Here is a 20,216-nt window from a genome sequence, read left to right as displayed (position 1 = left end):
GCCGGCAGATTTTCAAGGTGGCGAGCGCCGTGCTTGCCCCTATATCCGAGGCACCATGGCAGACGCTTCCAACGCCCCGCAGACTCCGCACGTCACTCGCCGCGAGGACTATCGCGCGCCCGACTGGACGGTTCCCGAGATCGCGCTCGACTTCGATCTCGATCCGGTGGCGACCCGGGTCCGCGCCACGCTGAAGGTGGCGCGCGGCGGCACGCACGACCGGCCGCTGGTGCTGAACGGCGACGGGCTCGCGGCAGAGTCGGTGAAGGTCGACGGCGCCGAGGCGCAGGGCTGGCGCATGGACGGCGCGGACCTGGTCATCCCGCTCACCGGCGACGCGCACGAGATCGAGACGGTCGTGACGATCGCGCCCGAGCGCAATACCCAGCTGCAGGGCCTTTATGCCTCGTCGGGCATGCTCTGCACCCAGTGCGAGGCCGAGGGCTTTCGCCGCATCACCTTCTTCCCCGACCGGCCGGACGTGCTCTCCAGGTACAAGGTGCGGATGACCGCCGACCAGGCGCGCTTCCCGGTGCTGCTGGCGAACGGCGATCCGATCGCGCAGGGCGATGCGGGCGATGGGCGCCACTGGGCCGAATGGCACGATCCCTTCCCCAAGCCGAGCTATCTGTTCGCGCTGGTCGCCGGCGACCTGGTCGCCAATCGCGGCACCTTCACCACCATGACCGGGCGGACGGTCGATCTCGGCATCTGGGTGCGCGAAGGCGATTTGCCCAAGACCGATCACGCGCTGCACGCGCTCAAGCTGTCGATGGCCTGGGACGAAAGCGTCTATGGCCGCGAGTACGACCTCGACGTGTTCAACATCGTCGCGGTGGACGACTTCAATTTCGGCGCGATGGAGAACAAGGGGCTGAACGTCTTCAACAGCCGCTACATCCTCGCCGATCCCGACACCGCCACCGACTATGATTACGACGCCATCGCCGCGGTGGTGGCGCACGAATATTTCCACAACTGGTCGGGCAACCGCGTCACGTGCCGCGACTGGTTCCAGCTCAGCCTGAAGGAAGGCTTCACCGTCTTCCGCGACCAGAGCTTCTCCGGCGACCAGGGCAGCAAGGCGGTCAAGCGGATCGAGGATGTGCGCGGGCTGCGCGCGTCGCAATTCCCCGAGGATGCCGGCCCGCTCGCCCATCCGGTGCGCCCGGACGAATATATCGAGATCTCCAACTTCTACACGGCGACCATCTACAACAAGGGCGCCGAAGTGATCCGGATGATGTCGACCATCCTGGGGCGCGAGAAGTTCCGCGCCGCGACCGACCTGTATTTCGACCGGTTCGACGGCACCGCCGCCACCTGCGAGGATTTCGTCCGCTGCATGGAGGAAGCCGGCGGGGTGGATCTGACCCAGTTCCGCCGCTGGTACAGCCAGGCGGGTACGCCGCGCGTCTCCGCAACGCTGAGCCAGGAGGGCGGCCGCGCTCGCCTCAAGCTCGCCCAGGCCGTGCCGCCGACGCCGGGCCAGCCGGCCAAGGAGCCGATGGTGCTGCCGCTCAGGCTCAAGCTGTTCGGCGGGATCACCGGGCGGCCGATGTGCGACGAGCAGCTGATCCTGCTCAAGGACGCGGCGCAGGAGATCCTGTTCGAGAATCTGTCCGAAGCACCGGTGCTCTCGATCAACCGCGGCTTCTCCGCCCCGGTGATCGTCGAGACCAACCGCACCGCCAAGGACCTCGCCTTCCTCTCGGCGCATGACGACGATCCTTTCGCCCGCTACGAGGCGATGCAGCAGCTGATGCTCGACACGCTGGTCGCCGCCGTGACCAGCGGCAGGGGCGAGCATGGCGCGGTGATCGAGGCGGTGCGGAACACCCTGCTCGATTCCGCGCTCGACAAGGCCTTCGTCGCCGAAGCGGTGCTGCTGCCGTCGGACAGCTTCATCGGCGACCAGATGGGCGTGGTCGATCCCGATGCGATCTTCGCGGCGCGCGAGGCGCTCCGCGCGGACCTGGGCAAGGCGCTGGAGGGCGAATGGCGCGCCGCCTATGACGGGGCGCAGGCCAATCGCTTCGAATATTCGCCGGCCGCCAAGGGCGCGCGGCGGCTGAAGACGGTGGCGCTCGGCTATGTCGCGGCGAGCGGCGCGGACGATGCCGCCGCGCTCGCCTTCGGCCAGTTCGAGGCGGCGGACAACATGACCGATCGCCAGGGCGCGCTGACCACTTTGGTCAATGGCGGCTCGGACCGGCGCGAGGCCGCGCTGGCGGCCTTCTACCAGCGCTACCAGGGCAATGCGCTGGTGCTCGACAAATGGTTCCAGACCCAGGCGCTCTCGTCGCGCGACGATACCGCCCAGGCGGTCGAGGCGCTGGCGGCGCACAAGGACTTCACGCTCGCCAACCCGAACCGGGCGCGGGCGCTGATCGGCGCGTTCAGCGTCAACCAGCGCGCGTTCCACGATCCCACGGGCCGCGGCTATCGCTTCGTCGCCGACCAGCTGATCGCGCTCGACCGGCTCAATCCGCAGACTGCGGCCAGGCTGGTGCCGCCGCTCGGTCGCTGGAAGCGCTTCGACGCGGCGCGCGCGGCCAGGATGCGCGCCGAGCTGGAGCGGATCGTCGCCACGCCAGGGCTGAGCAAGGACATGTTCGAGCAGGCGAGCAAGTCGCTGGACTAGCATCATCCCGCCCCGGATCAGGTCCGGGGTCGCGGAGATAGCGGATTTGCTTTGAACGCAGGCACCGGGAAGCGATTCCGGGAGTCGCCGTCCATATCGGCAGGGTAAGGAGACACAGCATGACCTTGTCGACCAAGACCATCCCCTCGCCCGTCGGCGCGCTCACGCTCGTCGCCAGCGCCAAGGGCCTTGTCGCGATCCTCTGGGAGAACGACTCACCCGACCGCGTGAAGCTGGGCGAAGCGACCAGCGATGCCGGGCATCCGGTGCTGATCGCGGCCGAGACCCAGCTGCGCGAATATTTCGCCGGCACCCGCACCCGCTTCGACCTGCCGCTGGATTTCCGCGGGACCGAATTCCAGAAGAGCGTGTGGGCCGAACTGCTCGCCATCCCCTTTGGCGAGACTCGCTCCTATGGCGAGATCGCCGCGAAGCTGGGCCGCCCCAAGGCGTCGCGCGCGGTCGGCGCCGCCAATGGACGCAACCCGATCTCGATCGTTGCCCCGTGCCACCGGGTGATCGGATCGACGGGCAAGCTCACCGGCTTTGCGGGCGGGCTGGACGCCAAGGAATATCTGCTCGCGCTGGAGCGCCGCGCCGGCTGACGCGGGAGCGTTCGCGCCGGACCGGCGTTGGCGCCGGATGATCAAGCTGATTGCCACCACTGCCCGCGACCGCGACCGGGTGGGCGAGATCGCGGCCGTGGCCGCGCGCTTCGGCCTGGGCGTGCTGCTCGCCCGGCTGGGCTTCGCGGACGAGGGGGCGGAAGCGGAGGCGGGCGCGCTCCCGCTCCCCCGCCGCACCCGGCTGGCGCTGGAGGCGCTCGGCCCCAGCTTCGTCAAGATCGGCCAGATCCTCGCGACGCGCGGCGACCTGCTGCCCCCCGAATGGATCGCCGAGCTCGAGCTGCTGCACAGCGACGCGCCGACCCTGGACTTCGAGGCGATCCGCGCGGCCGTGGAGGAAGCGCTGGGCGAGCCGCCCGAGGCCGCCTTTGCGTGCTTCGATCCGGTGCCGCTCGCCGCCGCGTCGATGGCGCAGGTCCATCGCGCCCGGTTGCAGGACGGGCGCGACGTGGTGCTCAAGATCCGCCGCCCCGGCATACGCCGCGCGATGGAGGCCGACATGCGGCTGATCGCCGAGCTGGCCGCGCTGGTCGAGCGGGGCAGCGCCGAGGCGCGGCGCTTCGAGCCGGTGGCGCTGGCGCGGCAGCTGCGCCAGGCAATGCTCGAGGAGCTGGACTTCACCCAGGAAGGCCGCAACGCCGATCGGATCCGCGAGGATCTGGCGGGCCAGCCCCGCGTGCTCGTGCCCGGCATCCACTGGCAATGGACCAGCGAGACGCTGCTGGTGATGGACTATGTCGAGGGCGTGAAGCCGCTCTCCGCCGAAGCACTGGCGGCGCGCGGGATCGATCCCGCGGCGATCGCCGCGCTGGGCGCCGATCTCGTCATCGAGATGGTGCTGGTCCATGGCCGCTTCCACGGCGATCCCCACCCCGGCAACCTGCTCTGCCTGCCTGGCAACCGGCTGGCGCTGCTCGACCTGGGCTCGATCGGCCATATCGGGCCGGGGCGGCGCGAGGAGTTTCTGAGCTTCGTGCTGTCGCTCGCCTGGGGCAATCCGCGCGCGCTCGCGGAGACGCTGGCGCTCTGGTCCGAAGGGCATGGCGTGCCGCGTGGCCGCATCGACCGCGCCGCCGAGCAGATCGTCCAGCGGCATGGCGGGGGGCGCATCGTCATGGCGGAGATGGTGCCCGATTTCCTGCGGCTGCTGCGCGAAGAAGGGCTGGTGATGCCGCCGGACCTGCTGCTGGTGTTCAAGGCCTTTGTGACGATGGACGGCGTACTCGCGCGCATCGCGCCGGGCTTCGACCTGTCCGACGCGATCCGGCGGGCGGCGGCGCGGCTGGTGGTGGAGCGCTTCGCGCCGGGGCGGCTGGCGGCGAGCGGCGGCATGCTCGCCTGGACGCTGGCGGGGCTCGGCGACGATGCACCGCGGCTGCTGCGCGCCGCGATCCGGCGGATCGAGGCCGAGCCGCCGAACGACGCGGCGACCGCCGCCGCGATCCGGAGCGGTGCCAGCTGGATCGCCGCCGCGCTGCTGGGCGGGGCGGCGATCCTGGCCTTGGCGTTGGTGCTTTAGGTTGAGGATTCCTATTCTTCCTTCATCACCTCGGCCTTGCGCCGGGTTCCCGCTGCCTCGCTCACGGAAGAAGAAGCGGGATCCCGGCACAAGGCCGGGATGACGGTGGAAAACAGGAGTAAGGACAGGAAAAGATGCGTTCCCAGCCTATGCCATCACGTTGCGGCCGCGCGTCACCACGGCGGTGTGCCCCACGCTGGCCTTGGTGGTGCGCTGGGTGACCGTGTCCATGAACACCCAGTCGTTGCTCGCCTTTTCCGGCGTGAGCGTAAGCGCCATATAGCCGCGGCGGCTGGTATCGCACCATTTCAGCTCGGGATTGGCGGCGACCAAGCCGGCGGCGATGATCTTCGGATCGGTGGTGGTGCTGTTCTCATAGCCCGGCGAGGTGACGCTGTGGCCGGCGAACTCCACGCCGGCGGGCTTGCCGTCCTGCCCCAGGTCGAACGCCCAGGCATTGTGGCTGTCGCCGCACAGCACGACGAGGTTCGCGCCCGCCGCCTGGGCGGACTTGAGGAAGCGCGCGCGCGCCGCCGGGAAGCCGCCCCAATTGTCGAGATCCGACGGTACGCCGAGCTTGCTGGCGATCACGCCCGACTGGACATAGGCGCGGGTGCGGGCCGGGGCATCCGGCTTGATCCAGTCGAGCGCCTGCTCCGGCATGCGCTGCTTGCCCATGATCGTGCCGAACCCGACCAGCTGCCACTTCTGGCCGGCGCGCACCGACTTGCGCATCGCATGGCCGAGCCACACCTCCTGCTCGGTGCCGAGCATGGTACGTGCCGGGTCCTGCAACTCGCCGTCGCGAAAAGCGATCAGCGCCTTCTGCGCATCGGCGGAGCGGAACAGCGGAGCGAGATCGGGCTCGTCGCTGCGCGCCAGCAGGCGGCTCTCGGTGCGGAACAGCGTGGCCAGGCCGCCGATGTCGTAGCTGCCCCAGGGCGTTTCCGAGACCGGCAGCCATTCCTTGAACGCCTGCAGCGCCGCTGCCTTGCGGACGCTCCAGTCGCCTTCGTCCGGCTGATGGTTCTGCGCGCCGCCTTCCCAGCTGTTGTTGGTCGATTCGTGATCGTCCATCTGGATCAGCATCGGCTTGACCCGGTGCAGCTCCTGCAGATCGGGATCGCTGCGATAGCTGGCATAACGCAGGCGATAATCGGCGAGATGGACCATCTCGGTCGCCGGCTCGGGCCAGCGATCCGCCACCGCGCCGCCGGCCGGCGCATAGCCGCCCCGCTTATACTCGTAGAGATAGTCGCCGAGATGCACCCACAGGTCGATATCGGCGCGGGCCGCGGCATGGCCATAGGCATTGAAGAAGCCGAACGGCATGTTCGCGCAGGAAAAGACGCCGATGCCGAAGCGGCCGACATTGCCCGCCGGCAGAGTCTTCGTCCGGCCCACCGGCGAGAAGCTGCCATCGGGGCCGACGAAGCGATAGAAATAGCTGGTGCCGGGTTCGAGCCCCTCGACGGTGATCTTGGCGGTGTGGTCGCGCCAGGGGCCGGTGATCTGCTCGCCGCCCGAGACGATCTTCGCGAAATCCGCGGTCTTCGCGACTTCGGCGCGGAGCTTCACCGCGCCGCCATCGGCGGGAACATAGCGGGTCCAGAGCAGCATCGCGTCCTGCCCGGGCTCGCCGCTGGCGACCGAATGGGTGAAGCCGGTGGCCAGCGCCTGGGCCAGCGAGAAGCCCGGAATGGCCAGCGCGCCAAGGCCCAGCGTGCCGGTGAGGAGAAGCGAGCGGCGATCGGTGCGAAGCGTCATTTGTAGCGTTCCCGGACTATTTCATCGCAAGCCTTGCCGCGCTCTCGTGGCGAGTTCGTGACAGCGCGCGCGCGCGGCGCTAAGCACGGGTCAGAATTCACCGGGAAGGTCCTTTCGACAATCATGCTGCATCTCCTTCCGCCCGGGGCGCCGCGCTCCTGATGGCAAGCAAGTCCGAAGTGCTGGGGAGCCGGACTGCTCGCCTATCCGATCTGGCCGTCACGATCGCCGCCTTGCCGCGCTGGTCGATCCTGCTGCTCGCCGCCGTGGCGGTGCGCGCGATCACCTTCGGCAATCCCGTCGTCCATATAGACGAGGAATTCTACCTCGTCACCGCACAGCAGATGCTGCACGGTGCCGTTCCCTTTGTCGACGTCTGGGACCGCAAGCCGGTGGGGCTGTTCCTGGTCTATCTGCTGCCGGCCGCCTTCGGCATGCCGGGGGGGATCTGGATCTATCAGATGATGGCGCTCGCCGCCGTGGTGGGCACCGCGCTGCTGATCTGGCGGCTCGCCGACAAGGCCGGCTGGAGCCGTGGCGGCCTGCCCGCAGCGCTCCTCTATCTGTTCATGCTCAATTTCGCCGACGGCCAGGGCGGGCAGGCGCCGGTCTTCTACAATCTGCTGACGGCCTGGGCGGTGCTGCTGATCGTGCCGCGCCCCGACGATGCGAGCGACGACCGCCGGCGCATCCACCGCGCCACCGCGGCGATGCTGATCCTCGGCCTGGCCATGCAGATCAAATATTCGGTGGTGTTCGAGGCGATCTTCATCGGCCTGTGGCTGATGTGGAACGAGATGCGCCTGGGCACCAGCACGGCGCACGTGCTGCGGCGCGGCGCGCTCTGGGCGGCGGCGGTCTGGCTGCCCACCCTCACCGCCTGGGCGGTGTTCATCCTGCTCGGCCATGGCGACCCGTGGTTCTATGCCAATTTCGGCTCGATCCTGGCGCGGCAGAGCGATCCGCCGATGGTGCTGATCCGCAACTTCCTGGAAGTGGCGCTGATGCTGGCGCCGCTGCTGATCGTCTCCGGGCTCTCGCGCCATGTGCCGGTGGGCGAGCGCCGCGAGCATCCGGTACGGGCATTGCTCTTCGGCTGGCTCATCGCCGCGGTGATCGGGCTGCTCGTGTTCGGCACCTGGTTCAATCACTATGCGCTGCCCGTCCTGCTACCCGCGAGCCTGTGCTGCGCCGGCTATCTGGGCGGCACCGAGACCGGCCGCAAATGGGTGGCGCCGCTGCTGCTGCTCGTGGCGGCCCTCGGCGGCGAAGCGAGGCTGGTCAGCGTGAAATTGCACCGCGGCAATGCCGCACAGCTCCAGGCGCTGGCCGACGGCATCGGACGCGGCCCGGGCTGCATGTACGTCTATTCGGGCAATCCGATCCTCTACGGCTATACCGGCCGCTGCACCGTGTCGCCCTGGGTCTTCCCCAGCCATCTTTCGCGCGAGCGGGAGAATGGCGCGCTGGGCGTGGACCAGCTCCAGGAGATCGACCGCATCTTCACCACCGAACGGCCGGAGATCGTGGTGATGCGCCCGGTCTATTTCGGCGAGCGCATGGCATCGCACCAGCTGGCGGTGCAGCGGATGGAGGCGCTGGGCTATCGCCTGCGCGGCCGCTGGCCGCTCGGCGACCTCAGCATCTCGGTCTATGCGCTGCCGGCGGCACGCACGCCGGCGCCGCCGCGCCTCGCCTCGAGCAGGCCTTCGTAATAGGCCATCAGCTCGGCGGCATGGTCCGCGTCGCTGCGGACCTTGCCGGCGGCGACCCGGGCGGCGTTGCGCAGAATGGCCTGCTCGCGGCCGAACATGCGGCGGATCGCACCCGCCGCGGAATAGGCGTCGCGCGCGCGATAGGTTTCGGCGAAGAGCGGATCAGCGAGCTCGGCGAAGCCGCCCTCGTCGGGCCCGATCAGCGGCAGGCCCGAGGCCAGCGCCTCGGAAGCAACCAGGCCGAAGGGCTCGGCGTCGGATCCGTGGATCAGCGCGTCGCAACTCGCCATGATCCGCGAGAAGCGCACCCGGTCATAGACCGGGCGGAAGATCTTGATGTGGGGGCTGCCGGCGATCCGGGCCTCGAGCTGGCGGCGCTGCGGGCCGTCGCCGATCAGCATCAGGCCGACGGGCAGGTCGTTCGCCGCGGCCTCGACCGCATCGATCACCAGCGGCCAGCGCTTCTCCTTGTGGTGCCGGCCCAGGCCGAGCAGCAGATGCCCCTCCGGCGGCAGGCCGAGCTGGGCGAGCAGCGCCACGCGCAATTTCTCGTCGCGCAGGTCGGGCGAGAACCATTGCCGCTCGATCCCCAGCGGCATCGAGGCATGGACATGCATGCCGCGCCGGCGGAACCGCTTGGCCAGCGCCGGGCCGTTGGTGACGAACGCGTCGTAATGCTCGAGGAAGCGGCTCATGTACCGCGTGTACCAGGCAAAGGCCCGCTCGACCTGGATCGGCGTCGCCACGCTGTCGAGCCAGCGCTGGGGATAGGCGCCGATATTGTCGCCATGCGCGAAGAACACCTTCACCGCGTCGCCCTGCCAGCGCGCCACCGTCCAGGCCGGGAGCCAGGGCGAGCTGGTCTCGACGATGTCGGGCTGCAGCATGTCGAGCAGCTTCCACACCGGCTCGTCGTGCACAAAGATCCCGTAGTTGCGATCGAGGATCAGCGGCGGCGCCTTGACCCAGAAGATGCGGCCGCCGCCGGGCCGCTCCTCGACGCTCGATTCGAGCGCCGGCGCGATGACGGTCAGCTCATGGCCCATATCGGCCATGATCCCCATCTTGCGGTCGAGATAGGTGCGCACGCCGCCACCGGTCGGCGAGTAGAACTCGTTGACGTCGACGATGCGCATCGTCCCTGCCCCTCAGTCGTCGAGCGGCGCGAAGCCGCCCAGGCCCCGGAGATATTGGGCCTTGATCGTGATCTGTCCACCACCGGGCCCGACATTGACCAGCGCCTGGCGCACCTTGGGCCGACTGCGGCCGAGCTTCTGGTTGCTCGGGAAGCCGGCGCCGTCCTCCCAGAAGTTGAACTTGTTCTTGCCGTCGCGATCGTGCGTGAACAGCACCGCCCAGGTGCCCGGCCCCGGCGCGCGGATGCACAGCCGGACGGGGCCCGAGGCCGGCGTCTGCGCCCAGATGCGGCGGAACGGCTTGTTCTCCCGCTTCAGCGACGTGTCGTCGCGCAGGAAATCCTCCTCGTTCGGCGGATAGATCTCGAGCTTCAGCCGCCCGGTGCGATCCTTGAGGCCGGTGACGTTCACATAGAGCGGCACGCCGGCGCGCGTGGCGCAACTGCCGTCGACCGGATCCGGCTGTGCGGCCGCGGCGCAGGCCGGCGCCGCCGCAAGGGCGAGCGCACCCGCGGCGCCGATGGTCGTCGGGGCGATCAGGGAACGGATCATGACTGCTTGTTCCTCGTGAGCAGGGCCTGCACGCTGAAGCCCCCGATCAAGGTGACATGGACGAGAAGGGTGAGGCCGGCGATCAGCGCCATCAGCTCGGACATGGCCGAGCCCTGGCCGATCACCACCCCGGTGATCGCGGCGAAGGCGGCCTCCTTGCTCGGCACCAGCGGCAGGCGCCAGACGAGCAGGCGGCCGGCCGCCATCATCAGCCACACGCCGATCGAGACGTTCGGCATCGCCAGGTGCCAGGCGATCGCGACGAGCAGCGAGCCGGTGACGATGCGCGCGCAATGCACCAGGAACACCCACCACAGCTCGCGGCGGGGCAGCGAGAACACCCGCTTGGAGAAGAGCACGAACGGCACCGACATCAGCACCAGCACCACCACCGAGCCGAGCACCGCGCCCTTCCACTGCGGCGGCACCAGGCCCAGATAGAGCGGCAGGCCGAGGATCATCATGAGCAGCGTGATCGCGTTGCCGGCGATCGCCGACAGGATCATCACGTCCTTCACCGCACCGAAGGGCGCCGCGACCATCTGGGTGCGCTGGCGCGCCCAGGCATAGAAATAGGCCTCGCCCGAATAGCCGAACAGCACTTCGTTCGAGATGCGCTTCTTGTGGAGCGCGGCCAGCCCGGCGAGCGGAATCTGCCACAGCCGCCGGAAGATCACATAGTCGAAGGTCGGCGGCCCGACATAATAGAGCGCGAAGACCAGGTAGAAGAGCGGGTTGGCCGGCAGGCTGCGATAGAGGCCCTGCAGCCCCGATCCGAACAGCTCGCGGCCCAGCGCCACGATCATGAGCAGCGTCAGCGCCCCGCCCAGAAACGCCGGCCAGCGGCGCTTGATCTTTTCGACGGGTTCGAGACCCGCAAGGTCGGGCGCGCCCGGGAGGGGGACGGCCTCGACAACGCTCGTGTTCACCGAAGCCTCCAGACCTGGTTCGTTCACCGATTCACATTCCGCCGCCCAAAAACGGGCATTTCCAGCACTTTATCCGCACCATGCGGCGTACAGCCCCCCAGTATACGCCAACACGAAAATGGCTGGTGGCAGCAGATTGCGGTTTATTGCGGGGGCGATTTGGGCTTAAGAGTGGCAATCCGCAAGACCCTATGTTGCACCGCACCCATTCCGAAACCGCTCAGCACATCCTCACCTACGCCCAGCAATTGCAGGGCGGCGGGGTGGAGCGGGCGATGCTGCGCATGGCCGCGGGATGGCAGGCGGCGGGGCGCCGGGTGACCCTGGTGCTGGGCAGCCGCGAAGGGCCGCTGGCCGCGGAGATACCCGACGGGATCGAAGTGATCGAGCTGGGCGACGGGCGGCACCAGGCGCTGTTCCGGCTGGCCGACGAGATAAGACGCGCTCGGCCGGACCTGCTGTTCTGCCCCGGCAACCGCTATACCGGCGTCACCGCGCTCGCCCGGCTGCGGCTGGGCCGCGCCGCGCCGCCGATCGTGGGCAAGGTCTCCAATGCGCTGGTGCGCCCCGAACTCTCGCGCGGTGCCGCCTGGCGCTATCGGCGCTGGCTGCGGCTCCATCCGCGCTTCCTCGATCATGTCGTGGCGATGACTCCGGCAATGGCGACCGAGACGATGGCGGAGATGGGCATGCCGCCGGAGCGCGTGGGGGTGATCGCCAATCCGCCCGCCCGGCCGATCGCCGGCGCCGCGCCGGTGGCGCTGCCCCTGGGCCGCTACCTGATCGGCGTCGGGCGGCTGGAACCGCAGAAGCGCTGGGACCGGCTGCTCGACGCCCTGCCCCGGCTCGCCGACACGCAGGTGAAGCTGCTGCTGCTCGGCGAGGGCGCCGCGCGCGCCGCGCTCGACGCGCAGATCGCGGCGCTCGGGCTGGGCGACCGGGTGACCATGCCCGGCCATGCCGGCGATCCGCTGCCGGCGCTCAGGGGCGCGGCGGTGGCGGTGCTGACCTCGGACTATGAAGGCGTGCCCGGCGTGCTGCGCGAGGCGCTCTCGGTGGGGACGCCGGTGGTGTCGACCGAATCGAGCGTCGCGGTGCGCGAGATCGTCCATGCGCCGGGACTGGGCACGGTGATCGCCCGCGAGGATGGCGATGCATTGGTCGCCGCCCTGGATCACTGGCTGGCGCCGGACGCGGTGCGGCCCGCGCCGGTGACGGCCACGGGCGATCCGATCGCCGACTATCTCGCGCTGTTCGACCGGATGGTGGATAGCCACCGGCGATGACCGGGCTCAGCGCAGCTTCAGCCGCAGGCCCAGCCACAGGGTACGCGGCAGCGCCCGCTCGATCACGCCCGGACCGCTGATCCCGGCCTGCACCTCGGCATCGAGGAGATTCTCCGCGCGCGCCTGGAGCGCGAAGCCATGCGCGAGCGGCAGCGCCGCGGCAGCGTCGAGCGTGAAGGCGCCCTTCAGCGTGCGGCTGTTCTGGTCGTCCTCGAACTGCGGCCCGGCATAGCGGGCGGTGAGCGACGCCCCGGCATCGCCCCGCGCCCAGCCAAGCGTCGCGCTCGCCTGGTGCCGCGCGGTCTGGGCCGGGCGCAGGCCGTCGAGCGACGCCGCCGCGCCCGAGGCCGACACGCGCGAATCGGTGAAGGCATAGGAGGCGGCCAGGCTGAGCGGCCCCGCCGCCCAGCGCCCGTCGAGCTCGACACCCCTGGCCGTTACCGCGTCGAGGTTCCCTCGCTGGCGATAGAAGCCCGCCGCCGAGACGAAGCCGACCCCGGGAAAGCTGCCCGGCCCCTGCGCCAGCGTGACGTTCGCGATCGCGCCGTCGAGGCGGTTCCAATAGCCGGTGGCGCGGAGAGTCAGCGCGGCGACGGGGCGCCAGTCCATCCCGATCTCCGCCCCGGTCAGCCGCTCCGGGTCGAGCGCGGCATTGGCGGCGGTGGCATCGGCCCCGGCCCGGAAGGGGCGATAGAGCTCGTTGAGCGTCGGCAGGCGCCAGCCCCGATAGGCGGCCGCGCGCAGCGTCACGCCGCCCAGCCGATAGGCGGCGCCCGCGCGGCCGGTGGCTTCCCAGCCCCGGCGATCGGGGAAGCGGCTGCTCGTGATCACCGGACCGGGCGCGAGCAAAGTCTCCAGCAGCGAGCCGTCCGCAATGTCCCAATGATCGAGCCGCACGCCCAGGCTGAGCGTGAGCGGCCCGCGTTCGTAGCTGGCATCGGCGAACCCGCCGACGGTCAGGCTCTCGCCTCCTGCGACGCGGCGCCGGGTCGGGCTCCCGGCGACATAGGTGAACAGCTCCTCGGTCCGCCCCGAGACGCGGCGCAGGTCGCCGCCCAGGCGCAGCGTCACGCCGCCGCCGACGGGCGGGGCGATCTCCAGGCGCGCGCCAAGGCCGGTGGCGGGCACCGCATATTGGTCGAGCGTCGGCGCGGCGACGGTGCGCGCGTCGTTGACGCTGGCAAAGCCCGACGCGAAGCCGCGCGTCTGGAACCAGGCGAGCGCCGACCAGCCCCAGGTGCCGCGGCCGACCAGGCGCAGGCTGGCATCGGCGCCTTCGCTCTTCACTTGCGTGAAATCGACGCCGCGATCGCGATGATCGGAGAAGGCGGAGAGATTGGCCTGGAGCTCGGTATCGGCGCCAAGGGCAGTGACGGCGCGCAGGGCGATGGCAGCCTGTTCATAGGGCGCCGGCCGGTCGACCGGTCCGCGCTCCGCCGCGACGATCGGAGTGAAGCCGTCACCGCGCGCATATTGGCCGGCAAGGGTGGCGAAGCCGTGCCCGAGCTCGACCGCGCCCACGCCCGCGAGATCGAGGCTGTCGCGGCTGCCGCCGAGCGCGTCCAGCGAAAGGCGGCCAAGCTGTGCGGGGCTCCCGCTCTCCAGCTCGATCGTGCCCGCCAGCGCGCCCGGCCCGGCATAGCCGCTGCCCCCGCCGCGCACGATCCGCGCGCCGGCGAGCCTTATGGGGAGATAGGCGGGAAAGGCGACCCAGCCGCCGAACGGATCGGCCTGGGGCACGCCGTCGAGCAGCAGCAGCGCGCGGCTGGAGGCGTTGCCGCCCAGGCCGCGCAGCGTGATCCCCTGCGAGGTCGGATGGGCCGAGCGCGAATCGGAGCGGCGGAACTGGGCGAGCCCGGCGGCGTCGCGCAGCGCATCCTCCAGCCGGCCACTGGCGGTGCCGGCGATGCGGTCGCGCGCGATCGTCACCACGTCATAGGCGGCGTCGCCCGGCGGCGCGGCGAGCCCGCGGCCGGTGACGATAATCGCGTCGGGCTCCTGTTCCCGTTCCTGCTCCTGCGCCAGGGCGGGGGCGGCGAGCAGCAGGCCCGCCGCCAGCCCGGCGATCCTCACTTGGGCGCCACCGCGTCGGGATGAGCGGCGGCGAAGGCGGGCAGCGCGGCGGCGGCGGCATCGATCGCGACCAGGCGGGGGAAAGCGTCCAGCGGCGTCTCGAAGCGCCGGGCATTGTACATCTGGGGCACCAGGCAGAGATCGGCGATTCCCGGCGCGTCGCCGCCGAGGAACGGCCCGCCCCCCGCCATCGCCTCCAGCGCGGCGAAGCCCTCGGCGATCCAGTGGCGCGTCCAGGCGTTCCGCCCCTCCTCGTCCACGCCCATTTCCTTCAGGCGCCGCATCACGCGCAGATTGTTGAGCGGATGCGTGTCCGCCGCGACGACGAGCGCCCGGGCCATCGCCGCCGCGCGGGCATCGGGATCGGCGGGGATCAGCCGCGGCTCGGGATGGCGCGCGTCGAGCCATTCGATGATCGCCAGGCTCTGGGTGATCACCTTGCCATCGGCCTCCAGCGCAGGGACGAAGCCCTGGGGGTTGCGGGCAAGATGCTCCGGCGAGCGCTGCTGGTTCTCGAGCAGCAGGATATCGCGCCGCGCATAGGCCACGCCCTTCAGGTTCAGCGCGATGCGGACGCGATAGGCGGCCGAGGAGCGGAAATAGTCGTAGAGGATCATGCCGCGCCCGCCGGCGGCTCGAGCGGCGTCGGCGCCCCTTCCTCATAGCCCCGTCGCAGCCGGACCCGCCATTTGAGCCGCGGGCTCTCCTCGTCGGCGGCGCGGGCGGCGCGCTCCGCCTCGCTCTCCAGCGCGACCTTGATCATCGCCACGATCGGATCGGCCAGCGCCAGGCCGAGCACCCCGAACAGCGTGCTGGCGAGGATCTGCGATGAGAGTGTGAGCGCCGGCGGCATGTCCACCGTGCGCCGGGCGACCATCGGGATCACGACATAGCCGTCGAAATTCTGCACGCCGAAATAGATGATGATCGCCCAGATGCCGGTCTCGGTGCCGGCGCTGAAGCCCACCGAGATCATCATCACGCCGGAGAGGAAGGCGCCGATATTGGGGATGAAGGCGAGCACGCCGGTGATGATGCCGAGCAGCAGCGCCATCGGCACGCCGGCCAGCCACAGGAAGAAGGCAGTGACCACGCCCTCGAAGAGCATGCCGAACAGGCGCCCGGCCAGCAGCCGCCGCATCGTCGTCGCCATGCGGCTGATCGTGAGCGCGAACGAATCGCGCGCGTCCCTGGGCACCATCCATTGCAGGCCGCGCTCGTAGATGCGCGGCTCCAGCGCCACGAACAGGCCGATGACCACGATCATCAGCAGCGACGAGACGGCGCCGAACACCGAGCCCACCGCCGAGGTGAGCCGCCCGACGCTGCCCAGCGCCTGCTGGGCGAGGCCGGTGAGATCGGAGCGGCCGGGCATCAGGCCCAGATCGGCCACCCATTGGGCGACCTTGTTCGCCTGCACTTCCAGCGTGGTGCGCAGCTGCTCGGCCTGGGCGGCGATCTGCACCCCGGTCAGGTAGAAGATGCCGGCAAAGAAGGCGATCACCAGCAGGACGACGATCACGATCCGCAGCGCGCGCGGGATCGGCAGGATGCGGCCGAGCAGCCGCGCGCCGCCATCTAGCATCGATGCGAAGACCAGCCCGCCGAAGATGATCAGGATCGGCTGGATCAGCAGCACGAACAGGGCGACCGCGATGGCGAGGCCGAACCAGACGCTCGCCTTTTTCAGCTCGGCGCGGACCACCGGGTCGCGCAGCTCGTTGGGTCCCGGTTCCTGGACGACATGGACGTGCGGGGAGGCAAGCGGATCGCTCATCATTGACTGTCCCGTTGCGGGTGAAGCGAGGTGCCGGCACGGCCGGGGCGGAAGGATCGCGGCCAGGTCAGCGGATTCCAGCTGGCGCTGCCGTCGAGGCTGAAGGTGATGAACTCGGCGCGGCCGCCGATATTCTCCCAAGGCACCGGGCCGCCGAGCCCGTTCTGGTCGAGCGGGAAGCGGCTGTCGGCCGAATTGTCGCGATTGTCGCCCATCAGGAACACCTTGTCCCGGGGCACGCGGATCTCGGGATAATTGTCGCCGCGGCCGGGGCGGAAGCCGAGGTCCACCGTGTCGTAGGAGCGGCCGCCCGGCAGCGTCTCGCGATAGATGGGCAACCGGCAGTAGCGCTTGCCGTCGCGGACCGCGAGGAAGCCGTGATAATGGTCGTCGTCGCAGCGCGTGTTGGGATCGACGGGAATGTAGCGATCGCCCATCGCCCGGCGCGGAACCGCCTTGCCGTTCAGATAGACGATGCCGCCCCTCACGGCGATCGTGTCGCCGGGCAGGCCGATCACGCGCTTGATATAGTCGGTGTTGGTGCCGGGCGGCGTGACGATCACCACGTCGCCGCGCTCGGGCAGCCTGCCCAGGATGCGGCCGTGCATGAAGGGCAGCACATGGAAGGTCGGCGTGACCCAGCTATAGCCATAGGGATATTTGGTCACCACCAGCCGGTCGCCGACCAGCAGCCCGGGCAGCATCGATTCGCTGGGGATGAAGAAGGGCTTGGCGATCAGGCTGTGGAAGCCCAGCACCGCGAGCACGAGCCAGAGGATGCCGCGCGCCTCCGCCCACCAGTCGGTGCGCGGCCGGGCTTCGGCCTCCTCCTCGAACGCTTCGTGACTCAACGCGAGCTCGTCCGCCCCCATCAACCTTCCTTCACCGCCTCGATCATCACCATGGCGAACGCCCAGGGATGATCGTCCGTCAGCGTCAGATACACCATCGCGACGTGACCCGCGGGGGTGATGGCGTCAAGCCTCGCCTTCGCGCCTCCCGTCAATGCCAGCGTAGGGGCGCCGGAGGGCGCGTTGACGACACCGATGTCCTTCATGAACACGCCCGCCTTGAACCCGGTTCCCACCGCCTTGGAGAAAGCCTCCTTGGCGGCGAAGCGCTTGGCGAGGGTGGCGGCATAGTTGTGCGGGCGGGTCCTGGCCTTGGCGATCTCCAGGTCGGTGAAGCTGCGCTGCTCGAAACGTGTCCCGAAACGGTCCAGCGATTTCTGGATGCGCTCGATGTTGCAGAGGTCGGAGCCTAGGCCGAGGATCATAGGTTGACCGCCAGTAGAAGAATATGCGCGACGAGCGTGAGGACGGGCGCGGCGACAATCAGCGCCAGGCCCAGCCTCGGCCTGCGACCGTGGAGATAGGTTCCCCCGAAGATTATCGCCAGGCCGACGCCAAGGCGCGGAAGCGACATCTCCAGAAAGAACTGGTCCCACGTCCTGATGATCTCCGCGCCGATCTTGCTTAGCAGCATCCGCACCGGCGCGAGGCTGGCGAGCGTCACCAGACAGGCACTGGTCGCGGCCACCACAGCCAGCGCCGCCTGCCTCACCGCGCCGCGTCCATCAGCGCGCGCATGTGGCGGATCACCGGGGCGAGGCCGTCGAAGATCGCCTCGCCGATCAGGAAATGGCCGATGTTGAGCTCCATGACCTGCGGGATCGCGGCGATCGGGATCACATTGTCGAAGGTGAGGCCGTGGCCGGCATGCGGCTCGATCCCCGCCTTGGCCGCGAGCGCGGCGGCATCGGCGATCCGGCGCAGCTCGGCGGCGCGGTCCGCCTCGGCCAGCTCGCAATAGCGGCCGGTGTGGAACTCGACGACCGGGGCACCCAGGCGCAGCGCCGCGTCGATCTGGCGCTCATCGGGCTCGATGAACAGCGAGACCCGGCTGCCATTCTCGCGCAGCTTCGCCACCATCGAGGCGAGATGGTCGAAATGCCCGGCGACGTCGAGCCCACCCTCGGTGGTGCGCTCCTCGCGCTTCTCGGGCACGATGCAGACGGCGTGCGGGCGGTGGCGGAGCGCGATCGCCAGCATCTCCCCGGTCGCCGCCATCTCCAGGTTGAGCGGCACCGTCAGCTCGGCGGAGAGCCGGGCGATGTCGTCGTCGGTGATGTGCCGGCGATCCTCGCGCAGATGCGCGGTGATGCCGTCGGCGCCGGCCTCGGCCGCGAGCAGGGCCGCACGCACCGGATCGGGATAGCCCGATCCGCGCGCGTTGCGCACGGTGGCGACATGATCGATGTTGACGCCCAGGCGGAGGCGGTCACTCGAAGACTCTCGGAGCTTGGCGGTCACCCTTCGCGCCTCCCTATGCCGTGATCGCCCGGCTGCCCGGCTTGACCGCGGGGATCGCCGCCAGCTCGGGCGGGAGCTGGTCGGCCGGATAGGCGGGCACGTCCATCTTCAGCAGCGAGACCAGCGGCACGCCGATGTCCGCCGTGCCGTTCGAGCGATCGACGATGCAGGCGGCGCCGAGCAGCTCGCCCGGATGCCTGCGGATCGCGGCGATGCACTCGCGCGACGACAGGCCGGTGGTGACGATGTCCTCGACCATCACGATCCGCGCGCCTTCGGGAATCTCGAAGCCGCGGCGCAGCTGGAACTCGCCGTCCTCGCGCTCGACGAACACCGCCTTGCAGCCCAGCGCGCGGGCCGTCTCATAGCCCGGGATGATTCCGCCGATCGCGGGGGAGACGACCATGTCGACCTGCCCGAACGATTCGCGGATCAGCGTTCCTAGTGCACTGCACACACGCTCGGTGCGCGCGGGGTCCTCGAAAATACGCATTTTTTGCAAGAAGATGGGAGAGCGAAGGCCGGAAGACAGGATGAAATGGCCTTCGAGCAACGCACCTGCAGCACGAAACTCGTCCAGAATTGCGTTGCCTTCCAATGCTCGCTCCATCGTCGCCGGGATTGTCGATTTCCCTTAGGACCACCCTCCAACGACCGCAACGGGCGATCAAAAAGGGTTGAGAATGGATGCGTGGCTCGTATACGCCAGTTGCACTGGGGGTAATCCTTTCCCAGCCCGGGGCTCTTGCGGAACAGGGTGAAGATAGACGATGCGCATGCTTGGGTTGACTTCGATCCTCCTGGCGGCGGGGATGGCGTTCGCCACGCCCGCTTCCGCCCAGGAGCCTGTTGCGAACACCGCGACTCCGGTCGCGAACGGTTCGGCCGCGAACAGCGCCGCGCCGGCCGCGGCCGCCACGCCGGCGGTTGCCGATCCCACGCTCGATGCTTCGGGCCAGCCGCGGACCAAGGCGGCACCGGGCATCGGCCAGCCGACCGCCGACGCGATCACGCTGCAGGAGCAGGTGACGCCGAACGGCCGGGAGGCGCACAGATTCCACAACTACATCCTGCTGCCGCTGATCACCGGGATCTCGATCTTCGTGCTGATCCTGCTGGTGTGGGTGATCTTCCGCTATCGCCGCGCCGCCAACCCGACGCCGTCGCGGACCGCGCACAACACCACGATCGAGATCATCTGGACGCTGGTGCCGGTGCTGATCCTGGTCGCGATCGCCGTGCCGTCGATCAGCCTGCTCGCCGCGCAGTTCAAGCCGGCGCCCAAGGATGCGATCACGCTGAAGGCGATCGGCAACCAGTGGTTCTGGAGCTATGAATATCCGGACAATGGCGGCATCCAGCTGACCGCCAACATGCTCAAGGAGCAGAGCCAGGTCCCGGCCGGCACGCGCTACCGCACCGATGCCGACGGCCCCCGCCTGCTCGCGACCGACCAGCGCGTGGTGCTGCCGGTCGGCGTGCCGATCCGCCTGATCACCACCGCGCAGGACGTGATCCACAGCTGGGCGGTCCCCGCCTTCTGGATCAAGCTCGACGCGGTGCCGGGCAAGCTCAACGAGACGAGCTTCATCATCGAGAAGCCGGGCCTGTATTTCGGCCAGTGCTCCGAGCTGTGCGGCGCGCGCCACGCGTACATGCCGATCGCGGTCGAGGCCGTGTCGCCGGCCGAGTTCGCCCAGTGGGTGAAGGCGAAGGGCGGCACCATGCCGAACGAAGTCGCCGCCGCCGCGGCGGCCACGGCCACGCAGAACGCTGCCGCGCCGGCCGCCGAGACCAATGCCGCCGCCGAACCGGCCGCCACCAACGAGACCGCGCCGGCCGCCAACGCCGCCGCCGGCAACATGACGGGCAAGTGAGAC

18 protein-coding genes are annotated in these 20,216 nt (G+C 69.6%); 6 read left to right on the top strand and 12 right to left on the bottom strand.

Going from position 1 to position 20,216, the window contains the following annotated elements:
• The first annotated feature begins 55 nt into the window (after window positions 1-55).
• The 3 genes from pepN (at window position 56) to ACIQCS_RS15585 (ending at window position 4,789) form a co-directional block, all read left to right on the top strand.
• The gene (gene pepN / locus ACIQCS_RS15595) at window positions 56-2,644 is read left to right on the top strand and encodes an aminopeptidase N (protein WP_345849091.1); all 2,589 of its coding nucleotides are present in this window, start codon (window positions 56-58) and stop codon (window positions 2,642-2,644) included.
• Window positions 2,645-2,763: 119 nt separating this feature from the next.
• Entirely contained in the window at window positions 2,764-3,249 is a 486-nt protein-coding gene (locus ACIQCS_RS15590; protein WP_345849093.1) for a methylated-DNA--[protein]-cysteine S-methyltransferase, read from the top strand.
• A gap of 37 nt (window positions 3,250-3,286) precedes the next feature.
• Window positions 3,287-4,789 carry an AarF/UbiB family protein gene (locus ACIQCS_RS15585; protein WP_345849095.1) on the top strand — a complete coding sequence of 501 codons (1,503 nt, stop codon included), beginning with the start codon at window positions 3,287-3,289 and terminating at the stop codon, window positions 4,787-4,789.
• A 147-nt stretch (window positions 4,790-4,936) separates the two neighbouring features.
• On the opposite strand, the gene ACIQCS_RS15580 is transcribed toward ACIQCS_RS15585, so the two are convergent.
• A complete protein-coding gene (locus tag ACIQCS_RS15580; protein ID WP_345849097.1) occupies window positions 4,937-6,556 on the bottom strand; it encodes an alkaline phosphatase D family protein in 1,620 nt (539 codons plus the stop codon).
• A gap of 161 nt (window positions 6,557-6,717) precedes the next feature.
• On the opposite strand from ACIQCS_RS15580, the gene ACIQCS_RS15575 reads away from it, so the two are divergent.
• Entirely contained in the window at window positions 6,718-8,271 is a 1,554-nt protein-coding gene (locus ACIQCS_RS15575; protein WP_345849098.1) for a hypothetical protein, read from the top strand.
• On the opposite strand, the gene ACIQCS_RS15570 is transcribed toward ACIQCS_RS15575, so the two are convergent.
• Genes ACIQCS_RS15570 through ACIQCS_RS15560 form a run of 3 tightly spaced genes read right to left on the bottom strand, consistent with a single transcriptional unit; the run spans window position 8,208 to window position 10,888 of the window.
• A complete protein-coding gene (locus tag ACIQCS_RS15570) occupies window positions 8,208-9,407 on the bottom strand; it encodes a glycosyltransferase (protein WP_345849100.1) in 1,200 nt (399 codons plus the stop codon). The genes ACIQCS_RS15575 and ACIQCS_RS15570 overlap by 64 nt on opposite strands.
• Before the next feature lie 12 nt (window positions 9,408-9,419).
• Entirely contained in the window at window positions 9,420-9,959 is a 540-nt protein-coding gene (locus tag ACIQCS_RS15565) for a DUF2141 domain-containing protein (RefSeq protein ID WP_345849101.1), read from the bottom strand.
• Window positions 9,956-10,888, bottom strand: a complete 933-nt coding sequence (locus ACIQCS_RS15560) for a hypothetical protein (protein ID WP_345849102.1) — start codon at window positions 10,886-10,888, stop codon at window positions 9,956-9,958. Before ACIQCS_RS15560 ends, ACIQCS_RS15565 begins: the two co-directional genes overlap by 4 nt.
• Window positions 10,889-11,082: 194 nt before the next feature.
• On the opposite strand from ACIQCS_RS15560, the gene ACIQCS_RS15555 reads away from it, so the two are divergent.
• Window positions 11,083-12,174 carry a glycosyltransferase gene (locus ACIQCS_RS15555; RefSeq protein WP_401531271.1) on the top strand — a complete coding sequence of 364 codons (1,092 nt, stop codon included), beginning with the start codon at window positions 11,083-11,085 and terminating at the stop codon, window positions 12,172-12,174.
• Between the two features lie 6 nt (window positions 12,175-12,180).
• Here ACIQCS_RS15555 and ACIQCS_RS15550 read toward each other — a convergent pair whose 3' ends face one another.
• The 8 genes from ACIQCS_RS15550 to pyrE are packed head-to-tail and all read right to left on the bottom strand — an operon-like array spanning window position 12,181 to window position 18,946.
• Window positions 12,181-14,247, bottom strand: a complete 2,067-nt coding sequence (locus tag ACIQCS_RS15550) for a TonB-dependent receptor domain-containing protein (protein WP_345849105.1) — start codon at window positions 14,245-14,247, stop codon at window positions 12,181-12,183.
• Window positions 14,244-14,864 carry a maleylacetoacetate isomerase gene (maiA, locus tag ACIQCS_RS15545; RefSeq protein ID WP_345849107.1) on the bottom strand — a complete coding sequence of 207 codons (621 nt, stop codon included), beginning with the start codon at window positions 14,862-14,864 and terminating at the stop codon, window positions 14,244-14,246. Before maiA ends, ACIQCS_RS15550 begins: the two co-directional genes overlap by 4 nt.
• Entirely contained in the window at window positions 14,861-16,027 is a 1,167-nt protein-coding gene (locus ACIQCS_RS15540) for an AI-2E family transporter (protein WP_345849109.1), read from the bottom strand. Before ACIQCS_RS15540 ends, maiA begins: the two co-directional genes overlap by 4 nt.
• Window positions 16,024-16,896, bottom strand: a complete 873-nt coding sequence (gene lepB / locus ACIQCS_RS15535) for a signal peptidase I (RefSeq protein WP_345849110.1) — start codon at window positions 16,894-16,896, stop codon at window positions 16,024-16,026. Before lepB ends, ACIQCS_RS15540 begins: the two co-directional genes overlap by 4 nt.
• Entirely contained in the window at window positions 16,896-17,300 is a 405-nt protein-coding gene (gene acpS / locus ACIQCS_RS15530) for a holo-ACP synthase (RefSeq protein ID WP_345849111.1), read from the bottom strand. The genes lepB and acpS overlap by 1 nt, the downstream gene beginning before the upstream one ends.
• Window positions 17,297-17,587 carry a hypothetical protein gene (locus tag ACIQCS_RS15525; protein ID WP_345849113.1) on the bottom strand — a complete coding sequence of 97 codons (291 nt, stop codon included), beginning with the start codon at window positions 17,585-17,587 and terminating at the stop codon, window positions 17,297-17,299. The genes acpS and ACIQCS_RS15525 overlap by 4 nt, the downstream gene beginning before the upstream one ends.
• On the bottom strand, window positions 17,584-18,336 hold the full coding sequence (locus tag ACIQCS_RS15520; protein ID WP_345849114.1) for a pyridoxine 5'-phosphate synthase: 753 nt from the start codon (window positions 18,334-18,336) through the stop codon (window positions 17,584-17,586). The genes ACIQCS_RS15525 and ACIQCS_RS15520 overlap by 4 nt, the downstream gene beginning before the upstream one ends.
• Window positions 18,337-18,349: 13 nt before the next feature.
• Entirely contained in the window at window positions 18,350-18,946 is a 597-nt protein-coding gene (gene pyrE, locus ACIQCS_RS15515; protein ID WP_401531267.1) for an orotate phosphoribosyltransferase, read from the bottom strand.
• A 160-nt stretch (window positions 18,947-19,106) separates the two neighbouring features.
• Between pyrE and coxB the strand changes: the two genes are divergently transcribed.
• The gene (coxB, locus tag ACIQCS_RS15510; RefSeq protein WP_345849117.1) at window positions 19,107-20,213 is read left to right on the top strand and encodes a cytochrome c oxidase subunit II; all 1,107 of its coding nucleotides are present in this window, start codon (window positions 19,107-19,109) and stop codon (window positions 20,211-20,213) included.
• Window positions 20,214-20,216: the final 3 nt, after the last annotated feature.

The sequence above is a fragment of the Sphingomonas sp. NPDC092440 genome (assembly GCF_044754985.1).
Taxonomy (GTDB): Bacteria; Pseudomonadota; Alphaproteobacteria; order Sphingomonadales; family Sphingomonadaceae; genus Sphingomonas.
Note: the sequence above shows the minus strand (reverse complement) of the source record. Positions and strands in the feature narration are given on the sequence as shown.

Excerpts from the sequence above, each read along its gene's own strand:
- ACIQCS_RS15540 (WP_345849109.1), bottom strand. The coding sequence starts at position 16,027 with ATGATGAGCGATCCGCTTGCCTCCCCGCACGTCCATGTCGTCCAGGAA.
- lepB (WP_345849110.1), bottom strand. The coding sequence starts at position 16,896 with ATGGGGGCGGACGAGCTCGCGTTGAGTCACGAAGCGTTCGAGGAGGAG.
- ACIQCS_RS15580 (WP_345849097.1), bottom strand. The coding sequence starts at position 6,556 with ATGACGCTTCGCACCGATCGCCGCTCGCTTCTCCTCACCGGCACGCTG.
- coxB (WP_345849117.1), top strand. The coding sequence starts at position 19,107 with ATGCGCATGCTTGGGTTGACTTCGATCCTCCTGGCGGCGGGGATGGCG.
- ACIQCS_RS15565 (WP_345849101.1), bottom strand. The coding sequence starts at position 9,959 with ATGATCCGTTCCCTGATCGCCCCGACGACCATCGGCGCCGCGGGTGCG.
- ACIQCS_RS15585 (WP_345849095.1), top strand. The coding sequence starts at position 3,287 with ATGATCAAGCTGATTGCCACCACTGCCCGCGACCGCGACCGGGTGGGC.
- ACIQCS_RS15590 (WP_345849093.1), top strand. The coding sequence starts at position 2,764 with ATGACCTTGTCGACCAAGACCATCCCCTCGCCCGTCGGCGCGCTCACG.
- maiA (WP_345849107.1), bottom strand. The coding sequence starts at position 14,864 with ATGATCCTCTACGACTATTTCCGCTCCTCGGCCGCCTATCGCGTCCGC.
- pyrE (WP_401531267.1), bottom strand. The coding sequence starts at position 18,946 with ATGGAGCGAGCATTGGAAGGCAACGCAATTCTGGACGAGTTTCGTGCT.
- ACIQCS_RS15575 (WP_345849098.1), top strand. The coding sequence starts at position 6,718 with ATGGCAAGCAAGTCCGAAGTGCTGGGGAGCCGGACTGCTCGCCTATCC.
- acpS (WP_345849111.1), bottom strand. The coding sequence starts at position 17,300 with ATGATCCTCGGCCTAGGCTCCGACCTCTGCAACATCGAGCGCATCCAG.
- pepN (WP_345849091.1), top strand. The coding sequence starts at position 56 with ATGGCAGACGCTTCCAACGCCCCGCAGACTCCGCACGTCACTCGCCGC.
- ACIQCS_RS15570 (WP_345849100.1), bottom strand. The coding sequence starts at position 9,407 with ATGCGCATCGTCGACGTCAACGAGTTCTACTCGCCGACCGGTGGCGGC.